The following is a 22,064-nucleotide window of genomic DNA, read 5'->3' as shown; positions in this document are numbered from 1 at the left end:
TTCCATCTGATACGTGCGGAAGCGACGAAAATACGCCATGATTTCGGTATGTTCGCTGTGCCTGTCCCTCCACTCCGAGAGAATCATGTTCCTGCGTACCATTCTCTGCTGCGCTCTTTTGGTGGCAGCATCCACGCTGTCCACCGCACAGCTCGGCGGCGTTTCCTTCCTGCCGAAGGATTGCCAGTCCAGCATCGAACAGAACGTGAAGCAGACGGCCGGGGACGCACGTACGATCGCCATCATGATGGCCAAGGTCCAGACGAAGGTCGGCCCCATCGATCTCGACGTCAAGTTCGATCTCGCAACCGGTAAATCCCCTCTCTGGGCCTACGTTCTGTATTCGCAGCAGATCGATTCCACGTTCATCATGCCCACCGTACGCGTCCTGTCCTGCATGTCCATTCCCCTGCCCGCAGGTCTCAACCTGCCGCTGCAGCAGGTAGGGACGATGCCCGTTCCGGATGACTACCTCCAGGGCACGGAACTCGTCGCCCGACTCCAGACCGATGTCATGTATTCGACCTACCATGCATCGTATCCGGACAGCACGCCCGACATCGTCGCCCTCGCCGCTTCGATCCTGGACATTCCGGGATATCCGGCAGGGACTCCGTTCTGGACGCTGGTCTTCAACAGAAGCGGCGGCACACCGGCCATGACGTGCCTGGTCCATGCCACCAACGGTGAAGTCCGGTGCGTCGGTGAGGTCCCGTCGTCGGTCGCCGGCGATGCCGAGCGCGCGGATGCACGCGTGGCACCGAATCCCGCCGTCGATCATGCGGCCGTCTTCCTGCCGCAGGCATGGCAGGGACGCCACGTGGCGATGGACATGATCGACGAACTCGGCAACGTCCGCGTCATCACGCCCGACGTCGTAGCCTTCGTTCCGGCCATTCATTTCTCGACGGCCGGCATGGCGTCCGGACACTACACGCTCCGCCTGCGGAGTGGACAGGAAGCGATCTCGCTTCCCATGATCATCGCGAAGTAATCCGTTTTTCAGCACCCGAATTGTATCACGAGCGACACCGGCATGTATCCAAACGTCCGTTCTTCCGATCCTGAAGTATTTCATTCGCTGCAAGGCGAGTACGAGCGTCAGCGCGACAAGATCGAACTCATCGCCAGCGAGAACTTCACGTCCCTTGCGGTGATGGAAGCCCAAGGCAGCGTTCTCACCAACAAGTACGCCGAAGGATATCCCGGCAGGAGATATTATGGCGGTTGCGAGTGGGTGGACGTTACCGAGAACCTGGCCATCGATCGCCTGAAGAAACTCTTCGGCGCCGAATACGCCAACGTGCAGCCCCATTCCGGCTCGGGCGCCAATATGGCGGTCTACTTCACCTATCTCCAGCATGGAGATACAGTGCTGGGTATGGATCTCAGCCACGGAGGCCACCTCACGCACGGCTCGCCCGTGAACTTCTCCGGCATGTTCTACAACTTCGTAGGCTATGGCCTGGACAAGGAAACCGGCCGCATCGACTACAACGTCGTCGAAGATCTGGCCAGGCAGCACAAGCCGAAAATGATCACCGTCGGTGCATCGGCCTACTCGCGCGAGATCGACTTCAAGGCCTTCCGCGAGATCGCCGACAAGGTGGGGGCCTTCCTCCTCGCCGACATCGCACACCCTGCCGGTCTGATCGCCAAAGGACGTCTGCAAAGCCCCGTCCCCTACTGCGACGTCGTGACGAGCACGACGCACAAGACCCTGCGCGGTCCTCGCGGCGGTCTGATCATCATGGGCAAGAACTACGAGAATCCGTTCGGCAAGGTCGCTCCGAAAAGCGGACGCACGAAGCTCATGGGCGAGCTCATCGATTCGATGGTAATGCCCGGTATCCAGGGCGGTCCTCTCATGCACGTCATCGCCGGCAAGGCCGTAGCCTTTGGCGAATGCCTCACCGATGCGTTCGACGCATACACGAAGCAGGTCATCTCCAATGCCAAGGCCCTGTGCGACGAGATGCTGAAGATGGACTATCAGGTGATCTCCGGCGGTACGGACAACCACCTGATGCTCATCGATCTCCGCAACAGGAACGTCACGGGCAAGCAGGCCGAAATCGCGCTCGACGCTTCGGGCATCACCTGCAACAAGAATGCCGTGCCGTACGATACGCAGTCGCCCCTGGTGACCAGCGGTATCCGCCTCGGCGCAGCCGCCATGACATCCCGCGGCATGATGGAAGACGACATGCGCCACATCGCGCGCCTCATCGACCGTGTGGTGACGAACCACGGCAACGAGGACGTCTACAAGGCCGTGAAGGAAGACGTCAAGCACTTCTGCCGCAAGTTCGAACTCTATCCGTCGCTGAATGCGAGCGCCGACGAAATCGGCAGGCGCGTCGGCGAAAGCGTGGACGATGCACTGGAAAGCGTCTCGAAGACCGTCGAGAGCGTCGTCGACGAAGTCAAGGGTATCTTCAGGAAGGACTGATCTTCCACCCCGCCGTTGAGCACGATCACACGAAGCCGTTCCGGTACGCCGGAACGGCTTTTTTCGTTGTCGCCGACGATAGGGATGTAACCAGTCCGGGCGTGACCTTGTCCTTTCGTCGCAATCGTTACTATCCGCAATCCGGATCCACACCATCGGAGATACGTTCATGATGCGCCGCACACTTCTGCCACTGATCCTCATCGCCCTCCATGCCGTCGGTTGCAAGGAACAGCCCACCGGAACGGCACCGACCACGCTCACGGAAGCGAAGGAACGATGGGCTTCGTCCGGCATCACGGATTACGAACTGGATCGACGGGTCGTCTGCTACTGCATCGGTGCGGAAGATACCGTGCGCTGCAGGATCGAACGGGACAGTGCCGTCTCCATCATCAATCTCACGACGGGCGAAGCGGTCGAGATCAAGCGCCGTACGCCGGCGACCGTCCAGGACCTCTTCGATATCGTGGAAAAGGCGCAGGACGAGGCCCATATGCTGAACGTGACCTACGATGCGACGTATGGATATCCCCGCGAAATCAACATCGACTGGTCCAATACGATCGCCGACGACGAGATCTTCTATCACACCATCAGACTTCAACCGCACTTCTGACCTGCGGCCGTATCGCCTGCCTATCTGATCGGCGTTTCCACATGCACCCTGACGGTACGGTTATGGAAGCGCCCTTCGGGAAGGTCGTTGGTATAGAGGGCATTCCGCGTTCCATACCCGCGGGTGTCTATCACCCTCGGTCCGATCGCTCTACCGATCGTCTCGGCGCGCTGCGACGAGATGCGAAGGTTTACCTCGTCACTGCCGGTCCGGTCGGTATGCCCCGTGACCGTGACGTTCGACGTCGGAGCCAGACGGGACGTGATGAGATCGATGATGGCCTTGTTCGCTCCACCTGCATCCGAACGTCCGAAGCCGAAGAGGATCAGTCCGTATTCGTCGATCTTCATGTCACCTTCCGTGCGCTCGCGTTTCTGGCGAACCGACACGAGATCCACGGGCAGCAGCATCTGTGTCGTGGCGCGCCGCCGTTCGACGTCCTCGACTTCCATGATCATTTCGAGAGGTTGGTCGGTCCTGGGATAGATCATCGGCAAAGCCGCCGGATCCCAGTCGAAACTCTCCGGCACATCTCCCGTGCCACGCCGCACGTCGAGTACGATGCCGCCTTGCGTGATGAACAACCGCCATGATGCGATCGCCGTGTCGTGGACGATGGACGGCCGTATGCGCAGCCTGGGCGGATCGGATACGCGTATCGTGTCGCGCACGTTGACGAGGTCGAGCAGACAGGAACCACTCGACGATATCTCCACGCGTCTGTTCTCTTCCTGGCCATCCGCGGACGATGGATTGGAAGGCCGTTCGGGAAGGCCTCTGGATCTGATGGCGATCCTGCGCCGGTCGATGCCCCACACCTGCGTCAGATAGTCCCTCACACGCGTTGCGCGCCGCAGTGCAAGCCCACCGGCACCCGTCTCGATACTGTCCGGCATGAGGCAGCCGGTGAGCGTGATCTTCGAAGCCGGCTTCCTGCGCATACGTGCGCCGACGATGTTGAGCAGTTCATGATAGACGTCGAGTGGCCTGCTGCCGAAGAGCTCATTCTCGTCGAAGGTTGTACGCTCGGCCGCCGTCCTTCGTACGTAGCGGTCGGGCAGGACGTCCTTGCCGCGATCGAAGAAGATCATGGGCAGGAGCGCGTTGACCTGTTCTGACAGGAATTCCTCGATCTCGAACCGGAGGATATCGTGCTCATGTCCGGCGGTATCGAGTCCGTTGGTCGTCAATGATATCTGCAGACGTCCGGATGGATGCGGATGGTCTTCCTTACGATGGTCGTCGATGGTCGTCTGTGCGAAGCATGCCATCGAGGTCACGGCGAACAGCATGGACGTAACGATGGCCACGGTACGTTCCCACATCGATCGCATGGACATGGCCATTCCTTCTACCTGGCCCGAAGCGCATGCGCTTCGATACCGAAGTCCAGCGTCTGCTCGCCTGCACTCCCCAGTGCAAGACGTTGGGCTGCGAGGAAGCCGATCATCGCGGCATTGTCGACGCTGTACATCGGACGTGGAGCCACGAAGTGCATGCCCGCCGCCGAGCAACGATCGTGCATGACGGTGCGCAGCAGGCTGTTCGCACTCACGCCTCCGGCGATGACGACGGCACGGACGCCATGATCCACGGCGGCACGCATTGTTTTGTGCACGAGGATATCGACGATGGCCTGTTGCGCCGATGCGGCGATGTCGGCATGGGATCGGCGTTCCCCCTCCGGCGTACGCTGCAGATAGTACCGCACGGCCGTTTTCAGGCCGCTGAAGGAGAAGTCGTACGATGCTTCATGATAGAGGCCACGCGGAAATGCGATGGCCGTGGCATCTCCGTCCTTCGCTAGGCGATCGATATAGGGTCCTCCCGGATAGCCCAGCCCCAGCATCTTCGCGATCTTGTCGAAGGCCTCGCCTGCAGCATCGTCCCGCGTGGATCCGAGAACCCTGTAGTCGGTCAGCGACGCGAGCAGGAAGATGCTCGTATGGCCACCGCTCACGACGAGGCAGAGAGCGGGAAAGCCCAGGGTCGGATCTTCGAGATGACCCGAATACATGTGGGCTTCGATATGGTGGACGGGATAGAGCGGCTTTCCGAGGCGCAACGACAATCCCTTGGCGTAGTGCGTACCGACGACGAGCGATCCAGGAAGCCCCGGACCGTAGGTGACGGCGATGGCATCGACGTCGTCGATGCTCACGGCGGCTTCCGCAAGAGCCAATTGCACGATGGGTGCGATGGCCTTCACGTGTTCGCGCGAAGCCAGTTCGGGTACGATACCGCCATGCAGGTTATGGATATCCTGCGACGAGACGATGTTGCTGCGAACCGTCGTGCCCTGTACGATGGCTGCCGCGGTATCGTCACACGACGTTTCGATGGCGAGGATCAACGGTTCTGTCATTGTGGTCGATTCTCCCCGAGCATTCCGAATAACATGGCGAGAGCGGCTGCGACACTGCGTTCACGGTTCATGCGGCGATCCTCTCCGAATCCGAACCGGCGTACGATCGTTTCCGTAGGACCTGCCACGCCGATCCATACGGTACCGACGGGTTTGTCCGCACTGCCACCGTCAGGACCTGCCACGCCGGTGATGCCGATACCGTACGTCGTTCCGAAGGACGAACGTATGCCTTCGCACATCTGCCTCGCCACCTCTTCACTTACCGCACCGACCGTATCGAGATCGTCCTGCTTCACGCCGAGTTCGCGGACCTTGACGTCGTTGGCATAGGAGATGACACCTCCCTCGAACCATGCGCTGCTGCCCGGAATATCGGTGAAGGCAGCACCGAGCAGACCACCCGTGCACGATTCGGCGACACTCACGTTCTCGCGGCGTTTCTGCAGGAGCAGCCCCACGGTCTTCGCGAGTGTCGTATCCCCTTCGCCGTAGATGTTCGCACCGGCATGGTCGTAGATGTAGGCGGCGATACGCTCGAGCTCATCCCTGCGTTCATCGGCCGACGTGCTCCGTACACCGATGCGCAGACGCACGCCGTGGTAGTTCGGAAGGAAGGCCAGCGACGCACCGTTCAGGAACGAGGACGGTTCGCCGAGCCGATCGGCTAGGTACGCTTCGGGAATTCCCGTCGTGAGCAACGTCCTGTACGATGTCATGGCATCGCCCGACGCATTCTGCCGTGCAGCGAGGAAGGGCAGGACATGATGCTTCATCATCGACTTCATCTCGTCGGGAACACCAGGCATCGAGACGACGACGACGCCGTCCCGATCGAAGAGCATGCCAGGAGCCGTGCCGACGGGATTGGTCAGCACCGTGCACGTCGCGGGGACGAGAGCCTGTGCGGCATTACGCGGTGTGAGTTCGCGTCCCCGACGTTGCATCATGAGACGGAGCTGTTCGAGCGTCGGCTCGTGTTCGATCAGTACGTCGGAGAAATAATCGACGAGAACGTCCTTCGTGATGTCGTCGTGCGTCGGTCCGAGGCCACCCGTCAGCAGGATGATGTCGGCCATTTCTCTCAGGCGATCCAGTTCCGACGTCAGCGCGAATGGCTCGTCCCCCACGACGCTCTGGGAAACGATCGTCATTCCGATCGACGTACATTCGGCGGCGATCCAGGCCGCATTGGAGTTGATGACCTGCCCTATCAGCAGTTCGTCTCCGATGGCGCATATGGCAGCATTCATGCTGCGAAATTACGGTATGGCACGCCTATCCCCTATCCCATGTCCATGCCGAGAACATCCCGTGCATACGTACCCCAATCCGGCCTGCGACCGTCCACGTCGTCGATCCCGTATTCACGCGCGAGATTCCACGATGCCACCGCAGTTCCCGTCCTGGCCATGATGTCCGGATCGGCAGCCAGGGCCGCGATACATCGAGCGACGAAATAAGGCGTTTCCGAAATGGCGAAATGCCGGTCCTGCGCGATGGCGTCACGCCACGTCTCTTCCGTGACGCCGAAATGATCGAGCATCGCTTCGCTGCGCAGGAAGCCCGGTCCGACTGCGAGCACGGCGATGCCGTGCGGGAAGAGATCGTGTGCCTGCCCCTTCGCTGCACGTACCACGGCATTCTTGGTGAGATCGTAATAGAATGTGTCGCGATATCGGTCGGCGATACCATCCGTGATCTCGAAGACGATCCCGCCCTTGCCGGGATTCCTGACCATCAACGGTACGGCATGACGACTCGTGATGAGATGCGTCACCGCACCGAGTTCGAACATGCGCAGACCGCGCGACAGATCCTGTTCCCAGAACGGTCCCATCTGCATCAGATGATCGCCGCCCCAGACGTCGTTCACGAGGATGTCGAGTCTGCCATGATCGTGATCGATACGTTCGATGAGGTCACGCACTTCATCCTGCCGAGTATGATCCACTTTCAGGGCTGTGGCCGTTCCACCCACCGCCCGGACCATGCCGGCCGTTCCCTCGATGGTCTCGGGACGCCCCATCTCCGACGCAGCTTCATGTGTACTTCTGCCCGTCACGACGACATGCGCACCTGCCCTGCCGAGTTCCACGGCGATGGCCCTGCCCGCCCCGCGCGTCGCACCTGCGACGAGGGCGATACGGCCTTCGAGCGGCCGTCGTGATGCTTCGGTTGACTCCATGTGGTGTAGCCCTTCAATACGGTTTGCGGTCGATGATGGATGCCAGCGTCGCATGCAGACGCTCGCGCAACGTACCACGTCTGTCCACGGCCCATACGATGGCCGTGCCCTGCACCGCTTCGACGATGATGCCGGCGATGGCTGAGGCATGTCGTGATTCCAGGCCTCTATGGAGTGCGACACGACGGAATGCATCGCGCAGGATGACGAAGTATGCTATGGCTTCGGCACGGAATTCCTCGTCCGTCATGTCCAGCATGAGAAAGGCCAGATTGTTCGCTACGACGTTCGGATCGGCGAAGTCACCGATGACGAGATCGAGCGCACGGTCGGTCACGGCATCCGCATCTCCGGCATCGAAGTCCAACGACACCACGGCTGCCTCCAGCGCTTCGCGGGACGTCCTGCTCGTCAGCAGGAGCAGATTCCGCTTCGTACCGTAGCGCTGCACCAGGGCGCCCGCCGTGATACCCGCTTCGGCCGCGATATGGGCGAGCGTCATCGCATCGGGTCCGTATCGGCCGATGCACCGGACGACGGCTGCGACGACGTCCCTGTCCTGCACAGTGCGTGGTCTACCTGCCATGAATACTAAACAATCATTTAGAAATGACGACGGGTAAAAAAAGACCCCGAAGGATCGGGGTCGAAAGACTGCGGACGAACGTCCACAATCAGGACAGCTTTTGACGGATCTTCTTTTCCGACATTCCACGGAGGTAGTACAGCTTCGCGCGACGTACGTGACCTTCCTTCAGGACCTGCAGGGATTGGATGATCGGCGAATGGATCGGGAAGATCCGCTCGACGCCCACACCATTGGAAATCTTGCGGACGCGGAACGTTTCATTCATTCCGGAACCACGGCGGGCGATGACGACACCCTGGAAGTTCTGGATACGTTCCTTTTCGCCTTCGATCACGCGCACGGCGATCTTGACGGTATCACCAGGACGGAAGGACGGCATCTCAGGCGATGCTTCGCCGGCCCTGGCCTTGCGCATTTCGAAGGCTTCGGCTTGCGCCATCACGTCGATCTGCTTGAGCGCTTTCATGACACTACTCCAGTTGCGGTTTTGTTCTGTAGACAGGACGGCAAAGATACGGAGGGTCTGGCATATCTGCAAGTATCTGCAAAACGACGGGTTACGGAAACCGGTGCCCGGACGGTCGTGCGGGGTTCATGTGGAAAATTGTGTATGTTCTTTCCGGTCGGGGAGCTGCTTTTATACCATCAGGGAGATAGAAGCGATGAAGATCTACGATGCCCACCATATCCGCAATGTCGCCCTCCTGGGGCATGCCGGATCAGGAAAGACGACGCTCGCCGAAAGCATGCTGTACGAATCGGGCGAGATCACACGAAGGGGATCGGTCGAGGAACACAATACGGCTTCCGACGTTCACGACATCGAACACGAACGGGGCTCGTCGGTATTCGGTACTCCCCTGTTCGCAGAATGGCGCGACTACAAGATCAACATCATCGATACACCGGGCTACGTCGACTACGTCGGCGAGGTGATCTCCGCCCTGCGCGTCGTCGACACCGGCATCATGGTCCTCAGTGCGCATCATGGTGTGGAAGTCGGAACGGAAACGATCTGGAAGTACACACGACAGTTCGGCACACCGGTCATCTTCGTCGTCAACAAGATCGATCACGATCAGAGTGACTTCGACCGCACGGTGGAACAGGCCAAGGAGCGGTTCGGACGTGAAGTGACCGTCGTGCAGTATCCCCTGAACGAAGGTGTCGGATGCTCGACGATCATCGACGTGCTGAAGATGACGGCCTACGTCTTCCCTCCCGACGGCGGCAAACCCGAGAAACGTCCGATTCCCGATTCCGAGCGCGAACGCGCCGCACGGCTCCACAACGAGTTGATCGAAATCGTCGCCGAGAACGACGAAACGTTGATGGAACATTATCTCGCCAAGGGCGAGCTCGACGAAGAGGAAATGCGGCACGGCCTCACGACCACGATCATCAAACGACAGATCTTCCCCCTCTTCTGTACGTCGGCGAAGCACAACATGGGCGCAGGACGTCTGATGAGCTTCATCGACGTCGTCGTGCCTGCACCGGTGGAGATGCCGCCGATCCAGACGTCGGGCGGCGAGGAACTCGCGGCCGATCCGAAGGGCAGGACGTGCATCTTCGTCTACAAGGCGATGAGCGAGCAGAACATCGGCGACATGTCGTTCTTCCGCGTCTACAGTGGAACGATACGTCCGGGGATGGACCTCGTGAACGAGCAGACGGGCGTCACCGAACGCCTCGGCCAGGTCTACGTGGTCAACGGCAGGAAGCGTCACGACGTGACGGAACTGCAGGCGGGAGACATCGGCGCGGTGGTGAAGCTCAAGAACACGCACGTGAACAACACGCTGCACGAGAAGGGCTTCAACCTGGTCCTGCCCGGAATCGAATTCCCGTCGCCGAAGGTCCGCACCGCCGTCGTATCCGCCCGCAAGGGCGAGGAAGACAAGATGGCGCTTGCCCTGCATCATCTCCATGAAGAGGATCCCACGCTCATCGTCGAGCATTCCACGGAACTGAAACAACTCCTGCTCCACGGTCAGGGTGAAATGCATCTCAGCACCGCACGCTGGCGCCTGCAGCACCGCTTCAAGATCGACGTCGGCTTCGAACAGCCGCGCGTACCGTATCGCGAGACGATACACCGGGCGGTGGAGAGCGTGTACCGGCACAAGAAGCAATCGGGTGGTGCGGGACAGTTCGCGGAAGTACATATGCGTGTCGAACCGTATTACGAATCGATGCCCGACCCGCAAGGACTTACCGTACGTGGAACCGAGGTGAACGAACTGCCGTGGGGCGGCAAGCTCGTCTTCCTGAACTGCATCGTCGGCGGTGTGATCGACCAGCGCTTCCTGCCCGCCATCATGAAGGGCGTGATGGAGAAGATGTCGGAAGGTCCCGTCACGGGTTCGCACGTGCGCGATGTGCGCGTGAGCGTCTACGACGGCAAGATGCATCCCGTTGATTCCAACGAGGCGGCGTTCAGGACTGCCGGGCGCATGGCCTTCCGCGATGCCTTCATCAAGGCCGACCCGCAACTCCTGGAACCGGTCTACGACGTGGAGGTCACGATGCCCGAAGAACATACGGGAGACGTGATGAGCGATCTTCCCATACGCAGGGCCATCATCACCGGTATCGAAACCGACGGACACTATCAGATCATCCGCGCACGCATGCCACTGGCGGAACTCGACCGGTACGCGACGACGCTGCGCAGCATGACGGCAGGCCGTGCTGCCTACAGTGCGGCATTCGCGGAGTATGCACAGGTTCCCGCACAGATACAGCAGAAACTGCACCAGGACTACCTGCAGCATGCCCAGGAAGAGGAGTGATGTCAGGGGGCTCCATGGTTAGAGCTGGCCGGCCTCAGCGCTTCGTCAGCGTATGGATGAGCGCGCCACGCGTGTGTCGTCCCTTCACGGTGCGGAGGGTGAAGATCTTCAGCGTCGTTGCCGTACGCTCGAAGGCATAGCCTCGCGTCGATCCGGACTTCGCTCCGTCGATCGTGAAATAGTCCGTATCGGTACCGTCGGCATCGTAGGCCACGTGATAGCGTATCGTGGCATCGGGCCATACGGCCGACTGATCGTTCCGGAACGTGAACGTGCGCCCGCGTTCGTCCTGATAGGTACCCGTGAGCAACGACGCATTCACGGCACGCTCAAGGATGAAGCCGAGCGACTGGTTCTTGGACGGCATACGGCCGTAGACGGCAGGTGGAGCATCCAGGTCCGTGGCGGCATAGAGTGCGATGTATTCCTGCCGCCGTTCGTCGATGCCCACGATCCATTGACGCGTCGAATCACCCGTTCCGCATCCGAGCCTGACGACGTATTCCTTCGCCGTCTTCTCCCGTTCCAGCGTACAGCCCAGTCCCTTCGTCGGTCCATCGAACACCGTCGTGGCGATCCTCTCTCCCTTGCCTGCGGGGATCTGCACTGCAAGCGGTGCAGCCTTCCCCACCGTTCCCGTCATGATCGTGAACCGCTGCTTCAGACCATCGATATACTGCGTATTGAGCCACGTTCCTGCGAGATCGGAAAGCGTCTGTGCCTGTAGTGCGGAGGTCATGGCCAGGCCGAGAGCGAACGAAAGGATGACGGAGGCGATCTTCATGGGGGGTCAGGGACGAAGGTTGGACAATGACCGGACGCCGAGGTCCGGTATCACGGAAAAGACCACATGACGCAGGCGTACGGACGCCGCATCATGTGGTCCTGACGATCTCTTCACTCACATAGTTCACTTCACCTTGCGCGTCACCATCTTGGCCTGCATGAAGAGCAGGAGATAATCACGGCCACCGGCCTTGGAATCCGTACCGCTCATGTTGAAGCCACCGAACGGATGGCCGCCGACGAGGGCCCCTGTGCACTTCCGGTTCAGGTAGAGGTTACCGCAATGGAATTCGTCGTGAGCGCGGGCGAGCTTCTTCTCGTTACGCGTGTAGACGGCACCGGTCAGACCATAGACCGTATTGTTCGCGATCTGCAGGGCGTGATCGAAGTCCTTGGACTTACAGACGGCGAGTACCGGACCGAAGATCTCTTCCAGCATGATGCGTGCCGTGGGCTTGACGTTGACGAAGACGGTCGGCTGGATATAGTAGCCGTTCATCCCCTTCACCTTGCTGCCGCCGTTGATGAGCTTGCCTTCCTTCTTGCCGATCTCGATGTACTTCAGGATGGTCTTCTCGGCACGTGCCGACACGACAGGACCGACCTTCGCATCGTCCGCGGGATCGCCGATCTCGAGCTGGTCGACGGCGACCTTGAGCTTGGCCACGAATTCGTCGTAGATGGCCTGGTCGACGATGGCGCGCGAGCATGCCGAGCACTTCTGCCCCTGGAAGCCGAAGGCGGCTGCGACGACGCCTGCGACGGCTTCGTCGACGTTCGTTTCCTTGTCGACGATGATGGCATCCTTGCCACCCATTTCGGCGACGACACGTTTGATCCAGATCTGTCCGGGCTGATGACGTGCAGCCAGTTCGTTGACGTGCAGTCCTACTTCCATCGATCCCGTGAAGGAGATGAAACGCGTCTTCGGATGGCCTACGAGGTAGTCGCCCGCTTCGGCACCGCTCGCCACGAGGAAGTTCAGCACGCCATCGGGCAGACCGGCTTCCTTCATGATCTCCGTATAGAGCCACCCCATCATCGGCGAATCGCTCGATGGCTTCAGGACGATGGTATTGCCGGACACGATGGCGGCAGACGACATACCGGCGAGAATGGCGAACGGAAAGTTCCACGGCGGGATGATGACACCGACGCCGAGGGGAATGTAGACGAGTTCGTTGCGTTCACCGGCTACCGGCGTGATGGGCTGCTTGCCGCCGTAGCGCAGTGCTTCACGTCCGTAGAATTCGAGGAAGTCGATCGCTTCGCACGTATCGGCATCCGCTTCGAGGTAGTTCTTCCCTACTTCGGAGATCATCCATGCGTTGATCTCGAGACGGCGCTTGCGCATGATGGAGGCTGCACGGAAGAGGATGTTCGCACGTTCCTTGACGGGAACGTTCTTCCATGTCTCGAAGGCCTTGAGGGCGGACTGCATGGCCTTCTCGGCGTCATCCTTCCCCGACTTCTGGAAGATGCCGACGGTGACGTCCGTGTTCGCCGGGTTGACGCTGATGGTCTTGTCCGACGTCTTGACGCGCCTGCCGTTGATGATGTTCGGATATTCCTTGCCGTAGGTCTTCACCACGGCATCGATGGCCGCACGCTGCTTGCGGGCGATGGCCGGCTTCGTGAAATCGAGATACACCTCGTTCTTGAACTCTTTCATGGTTGCTCCAAGTGGGACAAGACATGCAAATTACAGCTTATTCGTCAACGTATCCCGATCCCCCACCAAGGAAGGCACCATGCTGGAATCCATCGTCACCTTTCTTCAGTCCCTTCCTCCCTGGGGCGTGCTGGGCGTGACCTTCCTCATCGCCTACATCGAGAATCTCTTCCCTCCTTCGCCGAGCGACGTGCTCCTGGTCTTCTGCGGTACGATCGTCGGAATCGGTACGGTAGGCTTCATGCCCATGCTCGTCATGGCCACGCTGGGCAGCGTCACTGGCTTCAGCACGGCCTACTGGCTCGGAAGGAAGTACGGGACGCAGATCGCCGAGAAGCGGTGGGTGCCATTCCTCAATATGGATACGATCGGCAGGGTCCAGCACTGGTTCGACAAGTACCACGGCCTGATCATCGTCGTGAACCGCTTCCTCTCCGGTACCCGTGCCGTGATCTCCTTCGCTGCGGGGATCACGGCCATGCCGTTCCCCCGCACCGTGATCTACTGCACCATCAGCGCCGCCGTATGGAATGCCCTCATGATTCTCCTCGGCATGCAGTTCGGCAGCCGCTGGCGTGACGTCGACCAGTATCTGAGTACCTACGGCACGGTCATCACCATCCTGCTCGTGGCCGCCGTCGTAGGCTGGCTCGTATGGAAGTGGTGGAAGAGGCGCCGGACCGTCTAACCGTCGATCTGTCGATTGATGGTGGTGATGAGGACTTCCTTCGTGAAGGGCTTGCTGATGTATTCGCTGAATCCGGCGTCGAGGAACCGCTCCCTGTCTCCTGGCAGAGCGTAGGCCGTCATGGCGATGAGCGGCACCGAGTCGAGGTGGCGCATCATGCGCAATTCCCTGAGCAGATCGATACCGTTACGACGTTCACCGAGGTTGATGTCGATGAGGATCGCCTCGAAGGGTATCGTACTTGCTGCCGTCGCCGCATCGATGGCCGAAGAGACGACACGGACGTCGAACTGGTCGCGCAGGAGCATCTGCAGCATGAGCAGCGTTTCCTTGTTGTCGTCGACGACGAGGACCGGTGCCTGACCACCTTGCGGTATCACGTCCGACTTCTCCGGAATCCACGTCCTGCCGGCGATGCGCGGAACCATGACGACGAATTCCGTGCCCTTCCCTTTCTCGCTGGACACGGCGATGGATCCTCCCAGCACCTCCACCATGCGCTTCGTGATGGCGAGCCCCAGACCCGTTCCCTCATAGCTGCGTGACAGGCCCGTGGACTCCTGATGGAATTCCTGGAACATCCGCGGCAGGAATTCCGGCGCCATGCCTATGCCGGTATCCCTGACGGTGAGAGTCGCCTGCGAAGGTGTCGCATGCAGATGGACGGCGATCTCTCCCTGATTGGTGAACTTGACGGCATTGCCGACGAGGTTCGTCACGATACGTGCCAGCAATGCACGATCGGTATACGACATGCACCGCTCCTGCGGAACGGCGATGCTCAGGATGAGCCCCTTCTTCGCGGCCTGCATCTCGAACATCGAGCACGTTTCCTTGATCAGCGCGCCGATATCGCAGTGCGTATTGGTCGGCTGGACGCCACCCGCCTCGAGACGGGCCAGATCCAATACCGACGTCAGCGTCTCCATGAGGCGGCGTCCACTACGCCTGATGAGATGGACGATTTCACGGTGCTCTCCGACCACTTCCTCCCAGAGGATGTCGGAGAATCCGAGTACCGCCGTCAGCGGCGTCCGGATTTCGTGGCTCATGTTGGCCAGGAAGGCATCCTTGAGCCGCACCATCTCCTCCGCACGGTCCTTGGCTACGAGCAGCTCCGTCTCGGCCCGCGTGCGTTCGATGAGTTCACGCTGCATAGATCCGTACAGGACGGCATTCTCTATCGCCGCCGAGGCGATGTTGGCGAGCTGGGTAAGGATGTACTCGTCGTCGTCGGTGAACTCGCCATCGTTACGACCGAGCACCTGGATGACACCGATGTTGCGCCCGTCACCGCCGACGAGCGGGACGGCGAGCAGATTGCGCAGTGCTGGATTGCGGGACGACGTCGTCTGCATATCGTCGCCTGCCATATAGGCTGCGTACTCGTCCTGCGTGAAACGTACGACGACATTGCCGCGGCGTACGACGGCCTGGATTCTCTCGTCGCCCGACCACGTGGAATCGCTCGAGCCGTCGACATATCCCTCCGAGATGGCCGAGATGTGCGATGCCGTCATGTCCTCGTCATCGTCGATATAGGAGGCGATGGCCTGATGGACTCCAACGAGCTTCCTCGACTGTTCGGTGATATGATCGAGGATGTCGCGGATCGACAGAAGACCGTGCACGGCAAGCGACGCTTCGGCGATACCGCGCAACAGCTTCGCCTGGAGTTCGGCACGGGCGATCAGACGCTGGCGTTCCTCCTCACGATTGACCTCGTCGGTGATGTCACGGTCGATGCCGTAGAGTCCGCATACCTCGCCCCCGAGCATGACGGGGATCGTGGTCGAGTGGATGGGGATGAGACTTCCGTCGGCGTGAACGAGACGGAAGCGTCCGGAACTGACGTTGCCCTTGAGTGCTTCCCTGAAGAACGTCTCGGCCATCTCCAGATCCTCTTCCGGAAGGAAGGAACGGAAATGCTTGCCGATCAACGTTACGCGGGGCTTGCCGATCAGCGTTTCGATGGCGGCATTGACGGAGAGGACGTGACCGTCCAGATCCAGCGTGAAGGCCACATCCGGATTGGATGCATACATCCTCATGTGCTGCTCCATGTGGTCGCGCAGTTCCGCCTTCAGGTCGCGAGGCCTGTCGACCCCGCGAATGACGGCATGGATGATTCTCTCTCCCGTATGCCAGGAAGCGGTCCACGACAGCCGCACGACGCTGCCGTCGGCATGTCTGCCGTGATTCACGAAGCTGATGACCTGGCCCGCTTCGGCGATGGCATTCAGTGCGGTCGTCGTACCGACGAGGTCGGCATCGACGATCCAGTCACTGTAGTGACGTCCCACCAGCGTTTCGGGAGCGATACCGAGTATTCGAGACGATGCCGGATTCGTAGCGGTGACAATCCCCTGCGCATCGATCAGACAAAACATATCAGCCGCCATATCCAGCAGTCGTGTCATCTGCTGCGTCGAAAAGCCATATTCCATCGTGATCCACCTTATGGAAGTCTCAGGTGGAAAATACATATGGGTACCATCCAAAAAGAACGGTACCCATACGTAATTGCAGGCTGTTTTTCTGGTATTACTGCTCTTGACCCCAGTCGACAAGGAGCGAGAACCGGAGCGTATTCGCCAGTGGATGGTTCTCCTCGATGGTCAGGATGTAGCTGAAGTCGAGCTGGAAGAGTTCGTACCGCACACCGGCGCCGAGCGTGAAATACTGCCGGTTACCGGCCACCTTGGGTTCGGTGAAGAACCCGCCGCGCAGGGCCACGATCTGGTCGTAGAGGTACTCCATACCGATACCGGATTCCAGACCGCCCTTGCCCCACGACGTCACGAAGGACGTCGGAATGGGATCCGAACCGAGGGAGTCCCGGCGTACGAGCAGCTTCGAAATGTCGAACGAGATGAGGAGGTCGTTGAATTCGTCCTCGACGAGCTTGAAGGCCGCACCCATGCGCAGGGTCGTCGGCAGCGGATCGGACTCGTTGAGGTAGGTCATCTTCGGACCGACGTTCTGGAGGTTCACGCCGAGACGAAGGACGTTGTCGAGGTTCATGCCCAGGAAGTTCAGCTTCGTGGGTTTCCAGAGGAAGCCGAGGTCGAAGGCACCCGAGACCCCCACACCGGCACCGGCCTGGCCGATACCCGCGGGCGCGAGGTTGGACTGGATATACTTGATCTGTACACCGGCGCCGAGGTCGTCCGTGATCAGCGTACCGTAGGAAACGCCGATGGCGAATTCGTTGGAGCGGAACTTGCCGAGAGCGCTGCCGTCTTCCGCCGTACGCGTGAACTCACCGAGGTTCATGTAGATCAGCGATCCGGCGATGGTACCGTCGATGGCGTCGATGTACTGGCTGTACGTACCGTAGGAGTAGAACAGGTCGGCGTTGAACTGCGGCAGCCATTTCGAGAAGCTCAGGGCTATCTGACGTGATGATTGGAAGCCGAGACCACCGGGATTCCAGTGGACCGCATTGGCATTGTCGGCGATGGCTGTCCCGATATCCCCCATGCCGCTCGCTCTGGCATCAGGACTGATCAGGAGAAAGGGAACGGCCGAGCCGCCGGCCTGGCCGTACATGCACGCCGCGGTCACGAACAACATAGACACGACCGCCGCGCCCCTTTTCATCATCGTCATAAAGTCTCCTCGAGAGTACCGTGTAAGGTTCTAAATTAACGAATGAGGGTCAGTTTACCGCTGACATCCGAAACGGTGCCATCCGCAGCCGTTACCCGAACGACACAAACGTAGATCCCGCTGCCCAATTGGAAACCGCTGTCGTCGCGCCCGTCCCAGGTCACTTCCGCGGTCTGCATATCCGCAAGTTCCATCGGACGTTCGAAGACGAGACGTCCTTCAAGACCGAATATCCGTACTGATGCCGTAAAGGGCTGCGAAATATTGTGCTTGAACCGGATCCTCGTCGCGTCGGCGAACGGATTGGGATAGTTCTGCATCCCGCCCGTCACCACACCTTCGCCCGCGTCGGCGATCCTGAACAGGGTCATGACCTCACTGGTATTGTTCAGCACGTCCCATGAACGGACATGCACCGTGTGCAGGCCAGGGCCGAGGCCGAAGATCTGCTTGGATGCGGTACCCGCCCTGCTGTTCTCGAGCGACGTCGAGAACGTATTCGTAAGGTTCTCGATGAGCAGCCCCTTGTCGAACACGGCTTCGAGGTTATGACCGATACCGATGCCCGTCGTGTTGATGCCCGTGGCATCCTGGAGATCGACGATGAGGATGGGATTCGGCCGTACTATCTCTCCCGAGTTGAAGTAGCGCGAATCCATGAAGATCTTCATGTCCGGACCATCGGTGTCGTTGTAGGTGATGTCGGCCACACCATCCACCGTCAGCTTGTTCGTGGCTCCCATCGCATACGTCCTGTCGGCATCGACGCCATAGCCGTAGAGCGTCGCCGCCTGTGCGGAGAACGAAATATCCTTCGGCACGACGAATTCGGCCGTGAAGATACCGTTCTCCACCTTCGCACTCGTACGTGAAAGTGCTGCACCTGGACGTTTGAAGATGTTGATCGTCTGATACTTGTCGTTGTCCTGCACGGTCACCTTCGATTCGGCATCGACGAGCGAAACGGTGACGGCACCATTGAAGGAAGTGTCCGTCGCCGCCGCCCCGAGCGCCTGGATATGGCCCGTGACGTGAACCTTCGACAGGGCCGGAAGGAGAATGCGGCTCGAATCGGTGATATCCTGCCCGTTGATCGTGGAGAACGTCACCTTGCGATCGGGAACGAGCAGACGCATGACGGGATCGCCGAGCAGGAAGAACTTCTGATCGTTCGGATTGCTGCGCGCCTGCTTGACGCGATACATGATGTCGCCGAGATGCGGGAAGCGTCCGTCCCCTTCGCGTCTGAACATTTCGCTGTAGAACTTCTGCGTGATCTCGGCGTTGGAGATGGCGAGCACGACACGTGCCGCACTGAAGACGCCGATGGCGCCACCCTTGTCCAGTAACACGAGCTCTTCGGCACCCGACTGGTTCTCCGTCATGTCGAATCGCGCGAAGTCGCACGTGGCGGCCGTGAGGAAGAAGAGCTTGTTGGTATTCGTCATCTGCGGAACTGTCGTCTCGCGCACGAAGATATTCTCATGCGCCCATACGCGCGGATTGCCGTGACCGATCCAGTTGAGGATAAGATTTCCCGTCGTGTTGATCACCGACAGCATATCCTGCTCGACGGCGGGCTTGCGACGTCCACGGGCGACGTTCTCGGTGGGATACTCCACCATGTAGATCTTGCGGGCCTGGAATTCCTGCGGAACGAAGCCGTAGTTGAGGTCCTCGCTCTGCGACAGGTGCAGGGCACGGTCGGTCTGGCCATCGCTGGTAGGACCGTCATCGGCGATGAGCGTGATACGCGTGCGCCAGTCGTCCTCGGACGACGAATGTTCGTAGCGGTCGATCTTGCCGAGCAGACGGCGTCCGATCTCTTCCGACGTCACGGGCATACGACCGATGGCCATTTCCGGACGTGCATCCTCACCGAGCAGACAAACGAAAAAGTCATCCGACGTATAGGTGATGAGCCCGTCCGACAATCCATCAGCTTCGTCGGATTCGTACGGCGGAATGTAGTTCACCGCCGACGTCGAGAGATTCTTGTAGTCGTAGTGTCCGTCGCCCCAGAGCAGGACGTAGCGCGGAGCAGGCGTCCATCTGGAGAATGCCGTACCGAGGAAGTCACGGATTGCCGTAGGATCCTGTATACCGTAGCTGAATTCGTTGAAGATCTCTTCCGTCGTCACGACGGCCACGCGATGCTCGCCCTGTGCCTGACGATAGGTAGCGTAGTCGCGGGCGGACTGCAGCAGGGACGGATGGGTGATGACGATGAGTTCGCCGCTCCGCGGTACCGTACGCAGGTTGGGATACTCGATGCGTTGCAGGGACGTCGTACGGAACGCTCCCGACATGTAGTAGCGCCGACGTTCGTTCGTGTCGCCGATGGTCTCGCGGATACCGAACATACCACCCGTCGCGGCGATGTTCTCGATCTGCTTCGGCCGGGTGCGATCGGTGACGTCGAATCCGAGGACGTCGCCCGAGAAGCCATTGACGACCCATTCATAGATGCCTGCATCGAGGGAATCGCTCCAGAACTCGAATTCGTTATCCGCCGCCTGAAGGGCACGGGGATAATGGATTTCGAAATAGTCGACCAGGCCCGTCGATGCCTTGTCGTCGGATGCGTAGGCGAACTTCAGGACGCTGCGGCCGTCGGCCGGAATCTTCGACGCATCGAAGGTACCGGATACCTGGGCGTTGCGCGTGTCCATGTATTCCGCCACGGGCGGAATGACCCGCTGGGCGATAGGAGTGCCGTTCTCGGACATCGTGGCGAGACCGGAGACCGATCCGCGATGGGCGACGGAGAACTGATAGTCGACGGCTCCCGATCGTACGAGACCTGGCAGCAGGGTCGTGATGGTGATAGCTCCGCCGTTCTCGATCGTACGACCGTACCAGCGACGTCCGGACCCGGAACTGTAGGCGTTGACGAGCTCGTCCTCCTGGAACAGCCGGCCGGTGACGGTCGTGATGCGGGCGGGCGTTCCCGTCGCTGCAGGCCGTACCTGCGCACGATGGCCGTCCGAGCCTCCGTAGGTCAGCAGGTAGCCGCTCGTGGTGGCGTAGTGATGGATGTAGTGCCTGATGGCGCCGGACCTGTTGACGAAGCCCGCCGGACCCGATGCATAGAACAGGATGTCGTCGATCTCACCGCCGGCCTTCGTGCGGATGATGATGTCCTGTTCGATGAGTTCGCTCTGCGTGGCGGCCGCCACACGTTCGTCGAGTTCCAGCCCTCCCCTTCCGAAGATCTTGATGGTTCGGGCAGTGGCGGCATCGACGGGGATGTTGTTCTTGCGGAGCTCGTCGGCCGTGATACGGTAGATCCCTTCACGGTCGATCGTGATACGGAAGGCATTGTCGAGACGCTCGGACGCCTGGATTCCGTCGCCACCCTTGGCCATGACGTTATTCACGGCCACACTGACCCTCCACGGCACGTCGCCATGATTGAGCGTGAAGTCGGCGACGTCACCGATGGCATTCGTCGTTACGTTCCGAGCCGTTCCGGCCGGTTGCGTGAACCCGATCGTATGATGGTGCTGCGTGTAGAGCTTCGTCGTGCCACCGTCCGACTGCGCCACGACGAATTCCACCGTCGCGATGTGGCGGTTGCGGGCGATACCGGTGTACGTCACCGTGAAATGTTCGGGAACGATGGCGCTCGTGCGGAGTATACGGCCTGAGGGATCGCGATCCGGTGCGAGGGCCAGCGGTCTCGATGTCACGGTCGCCACCATGGCCGTCTCCCTGTCCACTGTCCATGCACCCTGTCCGGGCACGGTCAGATCGAAGCTGACGACCCACTGGACCGTGCGGCCGTCCGTGGACTGCCGTATGCCGGCATCGGCGATACGGGGACGCAGCATCTCCCTGCCATCTACCATCACGGTATCCCACCTGTCGATGACGGGCTCATAGGAGAACGTGAAGACCTTCTCCGTCGACCTGTCGATCGTCAGCCCGCGCGGAAGCGGTACCGCATATACGATCGACGATGCGAGAAGAAGAACGACGAGATGGCGTAACGATGCTGCAATGCGTTGAGGCGTGAATCGCTGCATGCGAACCCCGGAGCTATCGATGCTCACTGATGAACCATGGTTGTGTGTGGCCATTACAGACGGCCTACGTTCATGGTATTGTATGGATCGGCGCGAAAAAGTTACGGCATAAAAAAATGCCTCGCCATCAGGGGGGAATGAGACGGCAAGGCATGCAGCATAAAGAGGAAGTGACGACTCGCGTCGTCGAGCGGGAAACGAGACTCGAACTCGCGACCCCAACCTTGGCAAGGTTGTGCTCTACCAACTGAGCTATTCCCGCAGCAAAGA

At 60.0% G+C, this 22,064-nt stretch carries 16 protein-coding genes and 1 tRNA gene; 5 read left to right on the top strand and 12 right to left on the bottom strand.

Annotated features, from left to right (window positions below; all coding sequences use genetic code 11):
• Window positions 1-37: 37 nt before the first annotated feature.
• The 3 genes from BGO89_01455 (at window position 38) to BGO89_01445 (ending at window position 3,071) form a co-directional block, all read left to right on the top strand.
• Window positions 38-994, top strand: a complete 957-nt coding sequence (locus BGO89_01455; protein ID OJX61273.1) for a hypothetical protein — start codon at window positions 38-40, stop codon at window positions 992-994.
• Window positions 995-1,036: 42 nt separating this feature from the next.
• Window positions 1,037-2,452, top strand: coding sequence for a serine hydroxymethyltransferase (locus BGO89_01450; protein ID OJX61272.1), 1,416 nt, complete (start codon window positions 1,037-1,039; stop codon window positions 2,450-2,452).
• A gap of 169 nt (window positions 2,453-2,621) precedes the next feature.
• Window positions 2,622-3,071, top strand: a complete 450-nt coding sequence (locus tag BGO89_01445) for a hypothetical protein (protein OJX61271.1) — start codon at window positions 2,622-2,624, stop codon at window positions 3,069-3,071.
• A gap of 20 nt (window positions 3,072-3,091) precedes the next feature.
• Here BGO89_01445 and BGO89_01440 read toward each other — a convergent pair whose 3' ends face one another.
• From BGO89_01440 to BGO89_01415, 6 genes are all read right to left on the bottom strand, one after another.
• Window positions 3,092-4,417 carry a hypothetical protein gene (locus BGO89_01440; protein ID OJX61270.1) on the bottom strand — a complete coding sequence of 442 codons (1,326 nt, stop codon included), beginning with the start codon at window positions 4,415-4,417 and terminating at the stop codon, window positions 3,092-3,094.
• 5 nt (window positions 4,418-4,422) lie between these two features.
• Window positions 4,423-5,436, bottom strand: a complete 1,014-nt coding sequence (locus BGO89_01435; protein OJX61269.1) for a tRNA (adenosine(37)-N6)-threonylcarbamoyltransferase complex transferase subunit TsaD — start codon at window positions 5,434-5,436, stop codon at window positions 4,423-4,425.
• Window positions 5,433-6,689, bottom strand: coding sequence for a hypothetical protein (locus tag BGO89_01430; protein ID OJX61268.1), 1,257 nt, complete (start codon window positions 6,687-6,689; stop codon window positions 5,433-5,435). Before BGO89_01430 ends, BGO89_01435 begins: the two co-directional genes overlap by 4 nt.
• Before the next feature lie 32 nt (window positions 6,690-6,721).
• Window positions 6,722-7,624 (bottom strand): short-chain dehydrogenase, encoded by a 903-nt coding sequence (locus BGO89_01425; GenBank protein ID OJX61267.1) that lies wholly within the window; start codon window positions 7,622-7,624, stop codon window positions 6,722-6,724.
• A gap of 13 nt (window positions 7,625-7,637) precedes the next feature.
• Window positions 7,638-8,189 (bottom strand): hypothetical protein, encoded by a 552-nt coding sequence (locus tag BGO89_01420; GenBank protein OJX61266.1) that lies wholly within the window; start codon window positions 8,187-8,189, stop codon window positions 7,638-7,640.
• Window positions 8,190-8,298: 109 nt separating this feature from the next.
• Entirely contained in the window at window positions 8,299-8,652 is a 354-nt protein-coding gene (locus BGO89_01415) for a 50S ribosomal protein L19 (protein ID OJX61373.1), read from the bottom strand.
• Between the two features lie 223 nt (window positions 8,653-8,875).
• Here BGO89_01415 and BGO89_01410 point away from each other — a divergent pair, with 223 nt between their 5' ends.
• Window positions 8,876-11,008, top strand: coding sequence for an elongation factor G (locus tag BGO89_01410; protein ID OJX61265.1), 2,133 nt, complete (start codon window positions 8,876-8,878; stop codon window positions 11,006-11,008).
• Window positions 11,009-11,042: 34 nt separating this feature from the next.
• Here BGO89_01410 and BGO89_01405 read toward each other — a convergent pair whose 3' ends face one another.
• Both BGO89_01405 and BGO89_01400 read right to left on the bottom strand, forming a co-directional pair.
• A complete protein-coding gene (locus BGO89_01405) occupies window positions 11,043-11,792 on the bottom strand; it encodes a hypothetical protein (GenBank protein ID OJX61264.1) in 750 nt (249 codons plus the stop codon).
• Between the two features lie 126 nt (window positions 11,793-11,918).
• Entirely contained in the window at window positions 11,919-13,466 is a 1,548-nt protein-coding gene (locus BGO89_01400) for an L-glutamate gamma-semialdehyde dehydrogenase (GenBank protein ID OJX61263.1), read from the bottom strand.
• A gap of 79 nt (window positions 13,467-13,545) precedes the next feature.
• Between BGO89_01400 and BGO89_01395 the strand changes: the two genes are divergently transcribed.
• Window positions 13,546-14,154, top strand: a complete 609-nt coding sequence (locus BGO89_01395) for a hypothetical protein (protein ID OJX61262.1) — start codon at window positions 13,546-13,548, stop codon at window positions 14,152-14,154.
• Here the strand turns inward: BGO89_01395 and BGO89_01390 are convergent.
• The 4 genes from BGO89_01390 to BGO89_01375 all read right to left on the bottom strand — a co-directional run bounded on the left by BGO89_01390 (window position 14,151) and on the right by BGO89_01375 (window position 22,056).
• On the bottom strand, window positions 14,151-16,601 hold the full coding sequence (locus BGO89_01390; protein ID OJX61261.1) for a hypothetical protein: 2,451 nt from the start codon (window positions 16,599-16,601) through the stop codon (window positions 14,151-14,153). The two genes, BGO89_01395 and BGO89_01390, sit on opposite strands and share 4 nt — an antisense overlap.
• Before the next feature lie 97 nt (window positions 16,602-16,698).
• Window positions 16,699-17,766 (bottom strand): hypothetical protein, encoded by a 1,068-nt coding sequence (locus BGO89_01385; protein ID OJX61260.1) that lies wholly within the window; start codon window positions 17,764-17,766, stop codon window positions 16,699-16,701.
• A gap of 35 nt (window positions 17,767-17,801) precedes the next feature.
• On the bottom strand, window positions 17,802-21,794 hold the full coding sequence (locus tag BGO89_01380; GenBank protein ID OJX61259.1) for a hypothetical protein: 3,993 nt from the start codon (window positions 21,792-21,794) through the stop codon (window positions 17,802-17,804).
• Between the two features lie 186 nt (window positions 21,795-21,980).
• Window positions 21,981-22,056, bottom strand: a tRNA-Gly gene (locus tag BGO89_01375).
• Window positions 22,057-22,064: the final 8 nt, after the last annotated feature.

The sequence above is a fragment of the Candidatus Kapaibacterium thiocyanatum genome (assembly GCA_001899175.1).
In the GTDB taxonomy this organism is placed as follows: Bacteria; Bacteroidota; Ignavibacteria; order Kapaibacteriales; family Kapaibacteriaceae; genus Kapaibacterium; species Kapaibacterium thiocyanatum.
The sequence above is the reverse complement of the archived record's forward strand: the minus strand, read 5'-3'. Positions and strand labels throughout refer to the sequence as shown.

Bases quoted from the DNA above. Each gene is read 5' to 3' on its own strand.
- BGO89_01455 (OJX61273.1), top strand. From the start codon at position 38: ATGATTTCGGTATGTTCGCTGTGCCTGTCCCTCCACTCCGAGAGAATC.
- BGO89_01450 (OJX61272.1), top strand. From the start codon at position 1,037: ATGTATCCAAACGTCCGTTCTTCCGATCCTGAAGTATTTCATTCGCTG.
- BGO89_01445 (OJX61271.1), top strand. From the start codon at position 2,622: ATGATGCGCCGCACACTTCTGCCACTGATCCTCATCGCCCTCCATGCC.
- BGO89_01440 (OJX61270.1), bottom strand. From the start codon at position 4,417: ATGGCCATGTCCATGCGATCGATGTGGGAACGTACCGTGGCCATCGTT.
- BGO89_01435 (OJX61269.1), bottom strand. From the start codon at position 5,436: ATGACAGAACCGTTGATCCTCGCCATCGAAACGTCGTGTGACGATACC.
- BGO89_01430 (OJX61268.1), bottom strand. From the start codon at position 6,689: ATGAATGCTGCCATATGCGCCATCGGAGACGAACTGCTGATAGGGCAG.
- BGO89_01425 (OJX61267.1), bottom strand. From the start codon at position 7,624: ATGGAGTCAACCGAAGCATCACGACGGCCGCTCGAAGGCCGTATCGCC.
- BGO89_01415 (OJX61373.1), bottom strand. From the start codon at position 8,652: ATGGCGCAAGCCGAAGCCTTCGAAATGCGCAAGGCCAGGGCCGGCGAA.
- BGO89_01410 (OJX61265.1), top strand. From the start codon at position 8,876: ATGAAGATCTACGATGCCCACCATATCCGCAATGTCGCCCTCCTGGGG.
- BGO89_01405 (OJX61264.1), bottom strand. From the start codon at position 11,792: ATGAAGATCGCCTCCGTCATCCTTTCGTTCGCTCTCGGCCTGGCCATG.
- BGO89_01400 (OJX61263.1), bottom strand. From the start codon at position 13,466: ATGAAAGAGTTCAAGAACGAGGTGTATCTCGATTTCACGAAGCCGGCC.
- BGO89_01395 (OJX61262.1), top strand. From the start codon at position 13,546: ATGCTGGAATCCATCGTCACCTTTCTTCAGTCCCTTCCTCCCTGGGGC.
- BGO89_01390 (OJX61261.1), bottom strand. From the start codon at position 16,601: ATGGAATATGGCTTTTCGACGCAGCAGATGACACGACTGCTGGATATG.
- BGO89_01385 (OJX61260.1), bottom strand. From the start codon at position 17,766: ATGACGATGATGAAAAGGGGCGCGGCGGTCGTGTCTATGTTGTTCGTG.
- BGO89_01380 (OJX61259.1), bottom strand. From the start codon at position 21,794: ATGCAGCGATTCACGCCTCAACGCATTGCAGCATCGTTACGCCATCTC.